The organism is Fictibacillus halophilus, from assembly GCF_016401385.1.
In the GTDB taxonomy this organism is placed as follows: domain Bacteria; phylum Bacillota; class Bacilli; order Bacillales; family Fictibacillaceae; genus Fictibacillus; species Fictibacillus halophilus.
In genome coordinates this window covers 1,003,856-1,019,512 of the sequence record NZ_JAEACF010000001.1, presented here as the reverse complement: position 1 = coordinate 1,019,512, position 15,657 = coordinate 1,003,856, and the positions used below count along the sequence as shown (strand labels likewise).

General features: G+C 39.6%; 16 protein-coding genes and 1 other annotated feature. All 16 genes read right to left on the bottom strand.

The window, feature by feature from the left end:
* Positions 1-104 precede the first annotated feature (104 nt).
* The 16 genes from I5J82_RS05425 to ftsZ all read right to left on the bottom strand — a co-directional run bounded on the left by I5J82_RS05425 (position 105) and on the right by ftsZ (position 15,652).
* Positions 105-1,424, bottom strand: a complete 1,320-nt coding sequence (locus I5J82_RS05425; protein ID WP_198766983.1) for a solute carrier family 23 protein — start codon at positions 1,422-1,424, stop codon at positions 105-107.
* Positions 1,425-1,606: 182 nt separating this feature from the next.
* Positions 1,607-2,149 (bottom strand): bifunctional pyr operon transcriptional regulator/uracil phosphoribosyltransferase PyrR, encoded by a 543-nt coding sequence (gene pyrR / locus I5J82_RS05420; protein WP_197127665.1) that lies wholly within the window; start codon positions 2,147-2,149, stop codon positions 1,607-1,609.
* Positions 2,150-2,334: 185 nt separating this feature from the next.
* A complete protein-coding gene (locus I5J82_RS05415; RefSeq protein WP_198766982.1) occupies positions 2,335-3,249 on the bottom strand; it encodes an RluA family pseudouridine synthase in 915 nt (304 codons plus the stop codon).
* Positions 3,236-3,706 (bottom strand): signal peptidase II, encoded by a 471-nt coding sequence (gene lspA, locus I5J82_RS05410; RefSeq protein ID WP_198766981.1) that lies wholly within the window; start codon positions 3,704-3,706, stop codon positions 3,236-3,238. Before lspA ends, I5J82_RS05415 begins: the two co-directional genes overlap by 14 nt.
* 342 nt (positions 3,707-4,048) lie before the next feature.
* Positions 4,049-6,811 carry an isoleucine--tRNA ligase gene (gene ileS, locus I5J82_RS05405; RefSeq protein ID WP_198766980.1) on the bottom strand — a complete coding sequence of 921 codons (2,763 nt, stop codon included), beginning with the start codon at positions 6,809-6,811 and terminating at the stop codon, positions 4,049-4,051.
* 92 nt (positions 6,812-6,903) lie between these two features.
* Positions 6,904-7,129: a binding site (T-box leader), on the bottom strand.
* Between the two features lie 45 nt (positions 7,130-7,174).
* On the bottom strand, positions 7,175-7,678 hold the full coding sequence (locus I5J82_RS05400) for a DivIVA domain-containing protein (RefSeq protein ID WP_137789726.1): 504 nt from the start codon (positions 7,676-7,678) through the stop codon (positions 7,175-7,177).
* Positions 7,679-7,754: 76 nt separating this feature from the next.
* On the bottom strand, positions 7,755-8,528 hold the full coding sequence (locus I5J82_RS05395; RefSeq protein WP_198766979.1) for a YlmH family RNA-binding protein: 774 nt from the start codon (positions 8,526-8,528) through the stop codon (positions 7,755-7,757).
* Between the two features lie 9 nt (positions 8,529-8,537).
* A complete protein-coding gene (locus I5J82_RS05390) occupies positions 8,538-8,813 on the bottom strand; it encodes a YggT family protein (RefSeq protein WP_233096567.1) in 276 nt (91 codons plus the stop codon).
* Between the two features lie 25 nt (positions 8,814-8,838).
* On the bottom strand, positions 8,839-9,261 hold the full coding sequence (locus tag I5J82_RS05385) for a cell division protein SepF (protein WP_198766978.1): 423 nt from the start codon (positions 9,259-9,261) through the stop codon (positions 8,839-8,841).
* A gap of 12 nt (positions 9,262-9,273) precedes the next feature.
* Entirely contained in the window at positions 9,274-9,954 is a 681-nt protein-coding gene (locus I5J82_RS05380) for a YggS family pyridoxal phosphate-dependent enzyme (RefSeq protein ID WP_198766977.1), read from the bottom strand.
* 7 nt (positions 9,955-9,961) lie between these two features.
* Positions 9,962-10,783, bottom strand: a complete 822-nt coding sequence (gene pgeF, locus I5J82_RS05375) for a peptidoglycan editing factor PgeF (RefSeq protein ID WP_198766976.1) — start codon at positions 10,781-10,783, stop codon at positions 9,962-9,964.
* A gap of 73 nt (positions 10,784-10,856) precedes the next feature.
* On the bottom strand, positions 10,857-11,141 hold the full coding sequence (locus I5J82_RS05370; RefSeq protein ID WP_066289211.1) for a YlmC/YmxH family sporulation protein: 285 nt from the start codon (positions 11,139-11,141) through the stop codon (positions 10,857-10,859).
* An 89-nt stretch (positions 11,142-11,230) separates the two neighbouring features.
* Positions 11,231-12,013, bottom strand: coding sequence for an RNA polymerase sporulation sigma factor SigG (gene sigG, locus I5J82_RS05365; protein ID WP_066240567.1), 783 nt, complete (start codon positions 12,011-12,013; stop codon positions 11,231-11,233).
* 121 nt (positions 12,014-12,134) lie between these two features.
* Positions 12,135-12,857: an RNA polymerase sporulation sigma factor SigE gene (sigE, locus tag I5J82_RS05360; protein ID WP_137789730.1), complete on the bottom strand. Its 723-nt coding sequence runs from the start codon at positions 12,855-12,857 to the stop codon at positions 12,135-12,137.
* A gap of 56 nt (positions 12,858-12,913) precedes the next feature.
* Positions 12,914-13,825, bottom strand: coding sequence for a sigma-E processing peptidase SpoIIGA (spoIIGA, locus tag I5J82_RS05355; protein ID WP_198766975.1), 912 nt, complete (start codon positions 13,823-13,825; stop codon positions 12,914-12,916).
* 642 nt (positions 13,826-14,467) lie between these two features.
* Positions 14,468-15,652: a cell division protein FtsZ gene (gene ftsZ, locus I5J82_RS05350; protein ID WP_198766974.1), complete on the bottom strand. Its 1,185-nt coding sequence runs from the start codon at positions 15,650-15,652 to the stop codon at positions 14,468-14,470.
* Positions 15,653-15,657 lie beyond the last annotated feature (5 nt).

Here is a 15,657-nt window from a genome sequence, read left to right as displayed (position 1 = left end):
AATAGCACCCTGAAATATTTTCAGGGTGCTCTTAACAGAAGAAGAACATCGTTCCTCTCTTGTCGTCACCCTTTTAAGTCTCTCGTACTTAGTTAAAAGGTGTTTTATGCGGCTGTGTCGTTATCGTTTGTTTTGAACATCTTGTTTATCAAATCTTTGTCATTCTCTCGTCCTGGGAGCACTAGGTTTAAAACGATACCAATAAGAGTTGCTAAAGCCATACCAGCAATTTCAAAGTTTGCATTAATTTTTAATGCTGCTCCACCAATACCTGTTACTAAAATGACTGATGAGATGATCAAGTTTCTTTTATTTCCAAAATCGATATTGTTGTCTACTAACATTCGTAAGCCTGATGAAGCGATGATTCCGAATAAGAGGATGGAGACTCCTCCCATAACCGCTGTTGGAATCGTACTGATCAGTGCGGTTACTTTCCCAGAGAAGCCAAACAGAATCGCTGTTACGGCTGCTCCTCCGATCACGAAGACCGAATATACGCGAGTGATCGCTAACACTCCAATATTTTCACCATACGTTGTTACAGGAGGTCCTCCGATTAAAGAGCCGATGATTACGCCCATTCCATCTCCTAAGATCGAGCGATGAAGACCTGGCTTTTCAATAAAGTTTCTCCCGACTACTTTTGAAAGTACGAGCTGGTGTCCGATATGTTCTGCAATCGTTACCGCAGCAACTGGCATCATGATCATAGCGATACTCCACGTAAAGTCAGGTGTATAGTTTACAAAAGGTACGAAGAAATCTGGTGCTTGAATCCACTTCGCTTCTGCTACTTTCGAAAAATCTACGATTCCTCTGAAGTATGCAAAGGTAAAGCCGGCAATGATTCCAATCAGAATCGGAATGATTCCTAAAATCCCTCTAAAGAAGATCGAGCAAATGATTGTTACCGCGAGAGTAAATAAGGCTACCGTAAAGTGCATCAAGCTATATTTTTCTGTTGCCGGATCGTTCATCGCCATACCAACTGCTACATTTGCTAACCCTAAACCGATTACGATGATTACCGGACCGACTACTACAGGCGGTAAAACTCTCATAAGCCACTTAAAACCGAATCCTTTAATCAAAAGTGCTACCACTCCGTAAACTAATCCAGCTAAAAAGCTTCCGAGCATTGCTGCCTCTGGCCCTCCAAAAGCTTTAACCGTTAAGATCGGTGTGATAAAAGCAAAACTTGATCCGAGATAAGCAGGAATTTGTCCTTTTGTTACTAAGAGATAAGCTAACGTTGCAAGTCCACTTGATACGAGTGCTACACCCGGGTGAAGTCCCACTAAGAATGGTACTAGCACTGTAGCGCCAAACATCGCGAACAAGTGCTGCAGGCTCAATGTTAACCACTGAACGGGTGATGGTTTATCATGTACATCTAAAATCGCTTTAGTCTGGTTTTCCATATTATTGACCTCCTGATTGGTAACACTTATTTTTGCAAAGGATATAGAGTTTTCAGCTCTTTGCAATAAAAAAACCTCTTCTGCTTTTTGCAAAAGAGGCCGCGGAGGCACAAGTGTACACGTATCGTGCCACTTGATCAATACCTCCCTTGCCAGCCTCTCTGGACTGAATTTAAAGGGACTTATTTAGTTGTTGAGATAGATACTTCATCGAACCCATCTACTTCTATTAAAGAAGCGGAAATTATTTCTTCACTTGATGTTGGAACATTCTTTCCAACATAATCTGCTCGAATTGGAAGCTCTCTATGTCCTCTGTCAATGAGAACCGCAAGCTGTATGTTAGAAGCTCGTCCTAGATCCATGATGGCATCCATTCCCGCTCTAACTGTTCTACCTGTATAAAGAACATCATCTACTAGGATTATCTTTTTGTCTGTCACTTCAACTGGAATATCCGTTCCTTTTACTTCAGGTTCAGAATTGTCCGTTTTGATCTTAAGATCATCTCGGTACAATGTGATATCAATCACACCAACTGAAACAGCATTTCCTTCAATCTGTTCGATGCGTTCAGCAAGACGCTTTGCAAGAAATTCACCACGGGTTTTTATGCCAGCTAATACGATGTCTTTAACTCCCTTATTACGCTCGATAATTTCATGCGCGATTCGAGTAAGAGCTCTTCTGATCGCTTGGTCATCCATTAATACTGTCTTTGACATAACTACCCCTCCTTTTGTTGCCTTTAACCGTTATTCCCCAAAAAAAATCCTCCCGTCACGCACGACGAGAGGATAGAGAAACCCTAAAAGAATTCTCATAAATAACGTTTCCTTCTCAGCCTCACGGGACTAAAGTTAAAGGACTATTTAAGTTACATTGATTATGACAAACCCTTAGACGTTTGTCAACTTCTTTTCTCTAATAGATCTAATAGTTCAACCATATCAGCTGGTATTTCTCGCTCAAACTCCATATATTCACCTGTTGTTGGGTGATCAAAACCTAGCGTTTGTGCATGAAGCGCTTGACCTTCGATTTGCAAAGTCTTAGAAGGACCATACTTTGGATCTCCAGCTAACGGAAATCCGATATATTTCATATGAACACGAATTTGGTGTGTACGCCCCGTTTCTAGCTGACACTCGACAAACGTGTAATTTGTAAAACGTTTGATCACATTAAAGTGTGTTACAGCATCTCGGCTGTTTTCATCTGTTACCGTCATTTTTTGACGATCACTTTTGTCTCTTCCGATCGGAGCATCAATCGTTCCTTGGTCATGTGGCATCACTCCATGAACGATGGCTTTATAGACACGTGTTGTTGTTTTTGCCTTAAGCTGATTAACAAGTGATTCATGAGCCTTATCGTTCTTTGCGACCATCAATAAACCAGATGTATCTTTATCAATACGGTGGACGATCCCTGGACGAAGTACACCATTGATTCCAGATAGGTCTTTACAGTGTGCCATTAGTCCGTTGACAAGTGTTCCACTGTAATGGCCAGGTGCGGGGTGTACGACCATCCCACGAGGCTTATTTACAACGAGTACATCAGAATCTTCAAAGACGATATCCAGATTCATCTCTTCTGGAACAACATCTAGTACTTCTGGTTCTGGAATATCAATCTCTATCGCATCACCAGTTGCACATTTATAATTAGACTTTACGGGTTTTCCTTCTAACAACACAATCTTATCTTTTATCCAGTTTTGAATCTGAGATCGTGACCAATCATCTTGGACATCAGACAAAACTTTATCAATACGGTTTCCTGCTTGTTCAGGAGTTACCGTATATTCAAATTTGTTCATTTTCTGGCTCCTTCTTTTTGCTTTCCATAAAACTTTGAATAAAAATCAAACCAACACCGACTACAAGTGCACTGTCGGCTACATTAAAAATCGGGAAGTCATAGCTGCCGATGTAAACATTCAGAAAATCAACAACTTCTCCGCGAAGCAAACGATCGATAAAATTACCAATAGCCCCCCCTAAGACTAGAGCAAGCGCTGTTTTAAGCAGTGTATCATGAGCATGTTTTTGTAGATAATAAATCACTGCACCTACAACTATTACGGTAATAATAATAAAAAAGTATCGCTGATCTTGGAGAATTCCAAAAGCGGCTCCCCTGTTTCGGTGAGAGGTTATGTAGAATACTTGATCAATAACAGGAATAGATTGCCCTAATTCCATATTCTTTACGATTAGCCACTTTGTTACCTGATCGATTACCAAGATTAACAAAGCTACAAGATAATAAAACAATAGAACTCCTCCGATACAGAAATTAATGTCTTTATGAATTGTAGCACAGCCATCGGACGTTCTACAATTTAATTTGTGTCTGTTATCAATGATGTACACCGGAACAAGTAAAAAATCCCGCAAAATGCGGGATTTACTTAATATTAACTGTTTGAGTAAACCTTGTTGCTCTTGTAAGTAGTTGATCTCCGTTCCAGGTTGCTTCGCTTTCCGCGGGGCGACCGGTGAGCCCCTTGCCGCTTTCCGCCCTTAAGGGTCTCATGCACTCCAATCAACTTCAATGAAGAAAACGAAAGTGAGAACATCTATAGCAACATTCGTTTAGAAAACAGTCTTAAATTGTTAAGCGTAATGCTTCTCAACGATATCTGCACAGCTTGCACAAAGAGTAGGATGGCTATCATTCTTACCAACATCTTCAGATACAACCCAGCAGCGTTCGCATGTTTCACCTTCTGCCGAGCTTACCGAAACAGCTACATGCTCATACACTCCTGCAGATTCAGGAGCTTCTGATTTAACTCCTCCAACTTCAGCTTTAGAAACGATAAAGAGCTTATTCAGATCTTCTACTGATTCTAACCATGGTTTTAATGCTTCTGTCGGATAAAGAGTGATGGAAGCAGTTAGTGACTTACCAATTGTTTTTTTGCTTCTCGCTTCTTCAAGTGCTTTTAATACTTCATCACGAACATCCATGAATACATCCCAGTCTTTTTCAAGCTTTTCTGTACCTTGGTAGTTCTTCACTTCTGGCATCGTTGTTAATTGAACACTCACTTCATCAACGCCAGGGATGTATTCCCATACTTCATCAGCCGTATGAGAAAGAACAGGAGCAGAAAGCTTTGTAAGTGCCATTAATGATTGATAAAGCACAGTTTGAATGCTGCGACGTTTATGATCGTCCTCTGCTTGGATGTATAAAGTATCTTTTGCCATATCTAGATAGAATGAACTCAACTCAATCGTACAGAAGTTGTGAATCGTATTATATACCGTGATAAACTGATATTCCTCGTAAGCTTTTTTTACTTTAGCTACTACTTTATCCAGTTTAACCATCATGTATTTTTCTAGATCAGGCATATCTTCAAACTTCACAGAATGCTGCTTCGGATCAAAACCATGCAGGTTACCTAACAAGAAACGAAGTGTATTTCTGATCTTACGGTAAACCTCAGCAACTTGTTTTAAGATGTCGTCCGATACACGAACGTCTGATTGATAATCAACAGAAGATACCCATAAGCGGATGATGTCTGCACCTAACTGCTTCATCACCTTGATCGGATCTAGTGTATTACCAATTGACTTACTCATCTTACGTCCTTCTCCATCTAGAACGAAACCATGGCTTAAGACTGCTTTGTAAGGAGCTTTGCCTGTGATTGCTACAGATGTAGAAAGAGAAGAGTTAAACCATCCACGATATTGGTCAGATCCTTCTAAGTAAAGATCTGCAGGTCTTACTAAATTTTCTCTCTCTTCAAGAACACCCCAGTGAGATGTACCTGAATCAAACCAAACGTCCATGATATCCGTTTCTTTAGAGAAACGGCCGTTCGGGCTATGTGGAGAAGTAAATCCTTCCGGAAGTAGATCTTTTGCTTCTCTTTCAAACCAGATGTTTGATCCATGCTCTCTGAACAATTCTACAACGTGACTAATCGTTTCTTCTGTAAGGATCGCCTCACCATCTTCGCCGTAAAAGACTGGGATTGGAACACCCCAAGCTCTTTGACGAGAGATACACCAGTCTTCACGATCTTTGATCATGTTGTGTAGACGTGTTTCACCCCAAGTTGGAACCCAGTTTACTTCTTCGATCGCACGAAGCATATCTTCACGGATACCTTTGATCGAAGCAAACCATTGAGCAGTTGCACGGAAGATTACCGGCTTTTTCGTTCTCCAATCATGTGGATAAGAGTGAGTGATGAATGAAAGCTTTAGAAGAGCACCTTTTTCTTGTAATTGTTCTGTAATCGGCTTATTCGCTTCATCGTAGAACAAACCTTCAAACCCAGGTGCTTCCTTCGTCATAACACCTCTATCATCAACCGGACACAATACTTCTAATCCATATTTCTTACCTACTAAAAAGTCATCTTCACCGTGACCAGGAGCTGTATGAACACAGCCAGTTCCTGCATCCGTTGTTACATGATCGCCAAGCATGACTAGTGAATCACGGTCATATAAAGGATGACTGGCTACGGCATGCTCAATGTCAGCACCTTTAAAGCGTTTCACTACTTCAGCTTGTTCCCACTCAAATTCTTTCGTTAGAGATTCTAATAGGGCTTCAGCAACAACATATTTTCCATTTTCCGTTTGTACTGAAACGTAATCTAATTCTGGATGAACAGAGATGCCTAAGTTTGCTGGAATCGTCCATGGAGTCGTTGTCCAGATTACAAGTTTCTCATCTGCATCAAGAACACCTTTTCCATCCTTTACATCAAACGCTACATAGATTGAAGCTGAGCGTTTATCCTGATACTCGATCTCTGCTTCTGCTAATGCTGATTCAGATGATGGAGACCAGTATACTGGTTTTAGACCTTTGTAGATCAGATCTCTTTTTGCCATTTCGCCAAATACTTCGATCTGTCGAGCTTCGTACCCCTTATCTAATGTGATATATGGGTTATCCCAATCACCACGAACACCTAGACGTTTAAACTGCTCACGCTGATGATCAACTTGCTTCAATGCATACTCTTCACAAAGCTTTCGGAACTCTGCAACAGTTAGTTCTTTGCGTTTTACTTTGCCGCTCTTCGTTAGTGCTGTTTCAATCGGCAACCCATGAGTATCCCACCCCGGAACATAAGGAGCATAGTGACCTGTCATAGATTTAAAGCGCACGATAATATCTTTTAGGATCTTATTCTCTGCGTGTCCGATATGGATATCCCCATTGGCATACGGTGGTCCGTCATGCAGAATAAACGGAGGTAAATCTTTCGTATTTTCCAACACCATTTCATAGATGTTTAGTTCTTTCCATTTGTCTTGAACGACAGGTTCTCTTTGAGGAAGATTTCCTCGCATCGGGAACTCTGTTTTCGGCATTAATAACGTGTCTTTATAATTCATCATCTTTCCTCCTTCATTACGATACAACGTGACAGATGACCGAAAGTACCGTGTTAAAACAAAAAACCTTCTCGCCCCTACTGCATTCTTACAGTAGGGACGAGAAGGTTATCCCGCGGTACCACCCTAATAGGTTCATGCAATAACATGAAACCCGCTTAGTCATCCGTAGCGTGGATGAAGCGCCTGAACTTACTCCTTTTTTCAGTTCAGGAACTCAGGGGTGATCTTCGAATACTTCTCTATACTAGGCTCACACCATTTCCTAGATCGCTTTAATAGATAAAAGTAATTTACTGTCCCCGTCTTCGTCACATATTAATCTTAGAAAAGTATATGCGATTTTTCAAAGTAATGTCAAGCTTACGACTTTACTTCCTGAAGTTCATAGCCTTCAAGATTATCAGGTGCATTCAAAGAATCCCAATCATCGTTCTTTAACATCTCAAGTTGAGCTTCGATCAACATTTTGAAACGTGTTCGGTAGACAGAAGACTGTTTCTTCAATTCATCGATTTCCATTGAGATCTTTCGAGATTTAGATAGCGATTCATTAATGATTCTATCCGCATTTTTTTCCGCTTCTTTTACAATTAAGCGAGCTTCTTTCGTAGCTGTGCGTTTTACTTCTTCTCCTGTTTCTTGAGCAATCAGAATCGACTTATTTAGAGTTTCCTCAATGTTTTTAAAATAAGAGATCTTTTCTTCAAGGTTCGCTACCGTTTCCTCTAGTTCTTTCTTTTCTCGGATCACTGTTTCATAATCTTTGATGACTTGATCTAAAAAGTCATTCACTTCATCTTCACTATACCCTCTGAAACCTCTTGTGAATTCCTTGTTATGAATATCCAGTGGTGTTAAAGGCACAACGGCCACCTCCATTGATGCATTATTTTTTACCTAATTTCGACAAATTTTCTGTCAATCCTTCTACTTACGCAAATTATTTTAAAAGCCCGTAACGAATACGCCACTTTTCTTTCTTAGTCGTTCCCTCAATCGCAATGAGTTTACTCCTGCCAAATCCTCTTACTGAAAGCTCATCACCTTCCATCATTTCAGTTGAAACATGATCGACGATCTTATGATTGAGCTTAACCCGTCCTTGTTGAATCAAGGGAGATGCTTTTGCGCGAGATAGGTTGTACACCTCAGCGACAACAACATCGAGCCGCAGGGAAGACACAGTCCCGCTCTTTTCGTTATATTCTGTCTTTACTTCAATTAATTCATCTTCTTGAATCGTATGTAACTGAATACCTGTCTTTCCGACTTTCGTTAAGTTCAATTCGATAAATCCAGCAATCTCGGTTGCACATATGAACTGAACACGATCTCCTGAAATTAAAATATCACCATACTTCCCTCTTTTAACACCGATGTTCATTAAAGCACCCAAAACATCTCTATGTTCGATCGTAGAGAATTTAGCAGGATATTGAATGTCATAACAGACTAATTGAAAATCTTCGTTTTGAGCATCGAAATAATCGGGATAGATCAATGCTCTTTTTCGCTCAGAAAAAGAAGAGCCTCCCCACAAAGAGAGGCGAACTTCTGTATCGTTTCCAACGATGGTTTTTACGATCTCTTGTTCTCTTGGATCAAGAAAGTCAGTCAGCCTTGGACTATACCTCTCCAACACCTCCGACTTCCAGTGCAAGACCCGGTCCACAAATTCATGCTCTTCTGGTCTATAATGCTGATAGATGCTCATAGAAAACCCCTACAGTGAACGAGCTACCATCTGTGCGATCGCCGATACTCCAAAACGCGCAAAGTGCAGAGCCATTAGAGCTACGATCGGAGAAAGATCAATCATGCCAAGTGGCGGAATAATCTTTCGAAAAGGAGATAGATATGGTTCGACTAGCCTCGCGATCACTTGACCGATGGATGACTCACGAGCATTTGGAAACCAAGATAATAGTATGTATCCGATAATCATGTAATAGTAGATCTGGATAAGAGTTAGTACTACGTCTTCAACTGCATAGATCATATTCAATAATTTTCACCTGCCTGATTTAATCTTCTTCCATCATTTCTGAAATCGTTCCGGAAACATCAACATTTTCAGGAGTACACAAAAATGTATTCGGTCCTAACTTTTGAATGTCACCACCGATTGCATAAACAGTCCCTGATAAAAAGTCTACGATTCTTTTTGCTTGATCATGCGGAATTCTTTGTAAATTCATAACAACAGCTCGTCGATTCTTTAATTGATCTGCGATATCCTGTGCTTCTGCATATACACGAGGTTCTACTAGAACAACTTTAACTTGTTGCTGAATACTTTGAAGACTTACTACGTTCGGTTTTCCTTTTTTCGTATGAGAAGGTGTGATTTCTTCTTCTTCAGGCATTGATTCTTCCTCATAATCCTCTTCATAATCATAATCGTCTTCCAGATCAAAAAAACGCTTGAATTTTGTTTTAATTCCCATCTGTACCACCTCCTAAAATTCTTTTCCTACTAAACTTGTCCCAATTCTAATAAATGTTGCACCTTCTTCAACAGCAATCGAAAAATCGTTAGACATTCCCATAGATAGTTCTGTACATGGAGCATGAACCATTTCTTGCTTCTGTATTTCCAATTGAAGTTGCTTTAATGTTGAAAACACGTTTCTGATTAAGGATTCATCATCAGTAAAAGGAGCCATAGTCATAAGTCCGACAACCTTTATACGATCGTAGTCTTTTAATTTATCGACAAAATCTACAACATCTTTTACTGGCAAACCGTGTTTGGAATCTTCTTCTGCTACATTAACTTGAACAAAGCACGAAATAGTCTTTTCTGCTCTTTTTTGTATCTCATTCGCTAGACTTAAACGGTCTAATGAATGAATGTAATCCACGTGCTCAATAATATCTTTTACTTTTCTAGTTTGCAAAGTGCCGATAAAGTGCCATTTAACAGGCATGTCTTTCAGAAATTCTTTTTTTGATAACAAGCCTTCTATCCTGTTTTCACCAATATGTTCAATACCTGCTGAAACAGCGGCTTTTGTTGTTTCCTTACTCACATATTTCGTCACAGCGATTAAATTAACGCCCTTTGAAGATCTGTTTTTTTTCTCACAGGCTCTTTGAATTTCTTTTAAAATGTGTTCTTTGTTTTCTTTGATTCCCAATTCTGGATTAATCCCCTTTCCTGCCTATATAACTCATCATTCTTCCCGTCTTGCCATTGTCTTTACGATGCGAAAAGAACACATCGTTCTGACAGCTCGTACATTGATCTGAAACAATTATATTTTCAGGCAGTACTCCAGCTCTTAAGAGAAGGATTTCATTCAGTTTTTTTAAGTTTAATTGATAATTTCCTGCTGTATTTTTCTTATAAACGCTGTCTTCAGCATGTCCGTCTAACGCTACCTTTACTTCATTTATTACTCGATCATCTACTTCATAACAGCAATGACCTATAGAAGGACCAATTGCGGCTAATACTGACTTCACATCAACATTCTCTTCAACATGCCACGTGTTGATCATTGCTGGACCGATCTTTGCAACAGTACCTTTCCATCCCGCATGTGCGAGTCCTATCAAATGATCGTTTGGCGAAAAAAAATAGAGAGGAACACAGTCTGCATAAAGAGACGTTAAAAGGATATTTTCATCTGATGTATATAAGCCATCTGTATCAGGTAAAGCTGTTTCGAAATCTAAAGAGCCTAATCCTCGATCTTCTTTAGTTACCTTTACAATATTAGCAGCATGAACTTGTTTAGACCCTACCCAATTTTCAACAGGAAAACTGATATCTTCTGAAAAGAATTTTCGGTTTTGCCTAACCTTATCAGGATCATCATTCACATGAAAACCCATGTTCATAGAATCAAAGGGCATTGTACTATTCCCGCCTTCACGAGTTGTGAAACCCGCTAGAACCTTAGAATTTATCTTCATCCAACTCTTTAGTGCAAGATGCTTTCCAGATTGCTCAAATGTGTTCATATGTATGTACTCCTCCTGGAAAGTTTTATCTTTATTTTACCACATTTTCAGGCAAGAAAGAAAAAAGAACCGTTTATTTCAATTGATCAAACGGTTCTTTAACATATTCATTTAATTCACTAGCTTCCATATGTCTTACAAGAATAACATCTGCACCGATCTTCACTATATTTCTCCAAGGTATCACGATGTCGTTTTCTCTTGCAAAAAAACCAAGCATCTTTCCTGCACCAGGGATGATGATCGCATCTATCTTTCCAGTATTTAAATTGATTTCAAGATCAGCTATATGACCAAGCTTCTTTCCATTCGCAACGTTAACAACATCTTTCACTTGAAAATCTGATATCTTATTCATCTGCAACCCCGCCCTTCTTCTATCAGTATATGAAGGACAAAGCTAATTCATGTTTCTGTCCAAAAATAAAAAACCCGTGAAAACGGGTTTTAGCTGCTTTGGATATTCTTATTCATCTGAGAGATCGCTGCTTTTTCAAGTCTTGATACTTGCGCCTGTGATATACCGATCTCATCTGCTACTTCCATTTGCGTTTTTCCTTGAAAGAAACGCATCGTTAAGATCATTTTTTCTCTATCATTCAAACGTCGCATTCCTTCTTTTAAAGCAATTTCCTCAATCCACTGCATGTCTTTTGCTTTATCATCGCTGATTTGATCCATAACAAAGATCGGATCACCGCCATCATTGTAGATCGGTTCGAATAGTGACACGGGATCTTGGATGGCATCAAGTGCAAAGACCACTTCTTCTTTCGGTACATCTAGAGCTTCTGCAATCTGTTGTGCGGTTGGCTCCCGAGATAGTTTGTTCATAAGCTGATCTCGAACTTGCAGTGCTTTATATGCGATATCCCTTAAGCTTCTTGAAACTCTTATCGGGTTATTGTCTCGAAGATACCGGCGAATCTCACCAATGATCATCGGAACCGCATAGGTAGAAAACTTAACATTCTGACCTAGATCAAAATTGTCTATGGACTTCATCAGCCCAATACAACCTACTTGAAATAAATCATCTACATGCTCTCCGCGGTTGTTGAACCGTTGAATGACACTCAGAACGAGTCTGAGGTTTCCGTTGACCAAAGTTTCGCGTGCATCAGGATCACCTTTATGCATCTTATCAAAAAGAATACGCATCTCTGGATTTTTTAAAACAGGAAGCTTTGATGTGTCAACTCCGCAAATCTCAACTTTATTTCTTGTCAAGTCTTTTCCCTCCTGCCGGGAGCTAATTTCAAATTAAGTATCACCGAACGGAGGGAAATTTATGCAATTGTCATTTTAGAGAAAATGGTAAGAACTTATCAAAACCTATATAAAATATGTGCTAAACCATTTTATTAAATTCTTTTTGGAGTCTCTTTATGATCCTTTTTTCAAGCCTTGAAATATATGACTGAGAAATACCGAGCATATCTGCAACATCCTTTTGTGTTTTCTCTTCACCACCTGATAGACCGAAGCGAAGCTCCATGATCTGTTTTTCACGATCATTTAATGTAAATAGCGCTTTTAATAAAAGTTTACGATCTACATTAGCCTCAATTCTTCGCGTTATAATATCGTCTTCAGTACCTAGAACATCTGAGAGCAAAAGTTCGTTTCCGTCCCAATCCACATTTAACGGTTCATCGAATGATACTTCTGAACGCGTCTTGTTGTTACGGCGTAAATACATCAAAATTTCGTTTTCAATACACCTTGACGCATAAGTGGCGAGCTTGATCTTTTTTTCTGGGTTGAACGTGTTCACTGCTTTAATCAAGCCTATCGTTCCTATACTGATTAAATCTTCAATGTTAATCCCTGTATTCTCAAACTTTCGTGCAATGTATACGACTAAGCGAAGATTTCTTTCGATCAAAAGAGATTTGGCAGCTTGATCACCAGAAGGAAGCTTTTCAAGCAAAACCGCTTCTTCTTCTTTACTAAGCGGAGGAGGTAAAGCTTCGTTTCCACCAATGTAATAAATCTCGTCTGACTTGAGCCCCAACTTAAATAGTAACTTATACCAGTACATTGTCATCTTTAAACGCCACTTATTGAACATGTTAACTCCCCTTTCATGTTATCTTCTTTTAGGTTGTTGTCTCGTACTATCGTTTTTTAAGACGCTTGTACATGTTGCAGGTACATTTTAGGATGAACGATTGCATCGAACTGACCTTCGCTAGATAATACAGTCCAGCTCAAACCTATAAGACACTGTGGAGATGCTACAGATACTCCATCTTTTTCAATTTCAACGCTATCGGGTTTTATACAAGCTAAAAATTGCTGATGCCCAACTGCACGGTACGGTACGATGCGCAGCCTATTCAGCCAAGGGTGTTCATTGTCATCTGTATTCATTGCAAGAACATCTTTGGCAGCGGTTTGAATGATTTCTGGAAAAGAATGACCGTGTTTGTTCATATCAAGGATCATGACAGGCATTTTAGAAATTGGATCATATAATTTATTACCGGTATCAATAAGTCCATTTGCAGATAAAGATATTTGATCAATTTGGATGTTAACTTTGACAAGACTGTTGGAATCCATTTTTTCCACAGAAATGTCATCTACCCTTTTCTTTGAAAAGTACCAAAGAAGAGGCACACCTGCTACAACAAATAGCCAGCTGATTGGGTCACCCATACCTGAACTTTTTGTCGTTATAACTCCATTCATAATCACAGCATCACTTTGCATAAAATAATGAAGACCAAAAATACCTCCACCTGTCACAAAAGAAACAAAATAAAACATGGCGATATTCTTCATGACAAATTTGAAACGCTTAAATCCAAACGCCACAATCATGATAAAAATAGAAAGAATAAACTTCATAACCGGTTGTGAAAATAACATAAGCTCTGGGAAGATCACTAAAAACACGTAACTTGATGCTAATAAAGAAGCAAGTAGGATTCTCTTTTTCGATGCATTGCGCTTGAGCACATACGCTGTCAGAGAGATTAAAACATAATCAATGCAGAAATTAAGAAACCAAATGACATCCAAATAAAGGGTCATTGGTTTTCTCCTTTCTTAATTTTGAAATCAGTATAACGTATAGGTTGTTTGAAAGTCTGTCAGTTTATGAGAGAAGTAAAGTTCTTATTTTCTCTATTTTTGTCAAAATAACTTATATGTTAGATATACGCTTTTCGGACAAGAATATGACAAAAAACTGTATGCTTAGCATTGTTGCTCATGAAGGAGGTCAATTTCCGCTGCAGAGCTCGCTTTCCGCAGGGTATGCGGTGAGCCCATTCGCCGCTTTGCGTCATTGAACGGTCTCACCTGTCCAGCTTCAGCTCCCATCCCCTCGAGGTCATAAGGAAATAGTCCACGAAGGCAAAGAACTCCTTCATGACCCATTTCCCTTATGCTTGTCGTTGCTGTTCAGTCGCTTCCTCATTCAACAATCCCACTCATCATGCAGGAGTGTCGCCCTTACTCTCCAATTAACTATTCATTGAAGCATTTTTCAAAAATTTTGATAGCAACATTCTTCTTCTCAAATAGCTGCCCCACGGAAAGCGAGCAAACTGGAACTGAAATCGACTACTAACAAATGCAACAATGAATTCAAAAACAGCTTTAGGAAGATGTTTTTTGCAAAAACAAAAAAGCATGCTCTCTAAAATAGAGAACATGCTTTCATTTTTGTATTTATCTTCTTCTGTTACGGCTGCGGTTACGCAAGAAAGTTGGAATATCAAGCGTATCTGAATCAGCATTCGTGTAAGAAGTATTTCTAGATTCTTGATTCTCTTCACGTGTTTGCCCTTGGGACTGGCTTTGTGGTTGAGATTGACTTTGAGAAGAATGAGACTGATTAGAAGTAGGAGCTTGCTGCATTCTAGGACGCTCAGCTCTCTGTTGGTTGTTAACCATCTTTTCAGTTTCATCAAATCCAGTTGCGATAACCGTAACTAGGATCTCATCTTTTAATTCTTCGTTAATTACGGAACCAAAGATCATGTTTACTTCAGGATCTGAAGCAGATGAAACGATATCTGCCGCTTCGTTCACCTCATAAAGACTCAAGTTAGCTCCACCAGTAATGTTCATCAATACACCTTTTGCTCCATCAATAGATGTTTCAAGAAGTGGAGATGAAATGGCTTTTTTCGCAGCTTCTGCGGCACGGTTCTCACCAGTACCTACACCAATACCCATCAGTGCAGATCCACGTTCAGTCATGATTGTTTTTACATCGGCAAAGTCAAGGTTGATCAATCCTGGTACAGCGATCAAATCTGAAATACCTTGTACACCTTGGCGAAGAACATTATCCGCTTCACGGAAAGCCTCGAGCATCGGAGTATTTTTATCTACGATCTCTAGCAATCGATCATTCGGGATAACAATCAATGTGTCAACTTTTTCTTTTAATACAGAAATTCCACCAACAGCTTGTGTAGAACGTTTACGTCCTTCAAAAGTGAACGGTCTTGTAACAACACCAACTGTAAGAGCGCCAAGATCTTTAGCGATCTCTGCGACTACAGGAGCTGCACCAGTACCTGTACCGCCACCCATTCCAGCTGTTACGAATACCATATCAGCACCGCTAAGTGCTTCTTCGATCTGCTCGCGGCTTTCTTCAGCTGCTTTTTTACCGATATCAGGATTTGCACCTGCCCCAAGTCCTCTTGTTAATTTCGTTCCGATCTGCATTTTCACAGGTGCTTTAGAAAGATTCAAGGCTTGTGCATCTGTATTTACACAGATGAATTCTACACCTTGTACACCGTGTTCGATCATACGGTTTACAGCGTTGCTTCCGCCGCCACCAACACCAATAACTTTAATTGTCGCCAATTGATCCATATTCATATCAAACTCTAACATGAGCG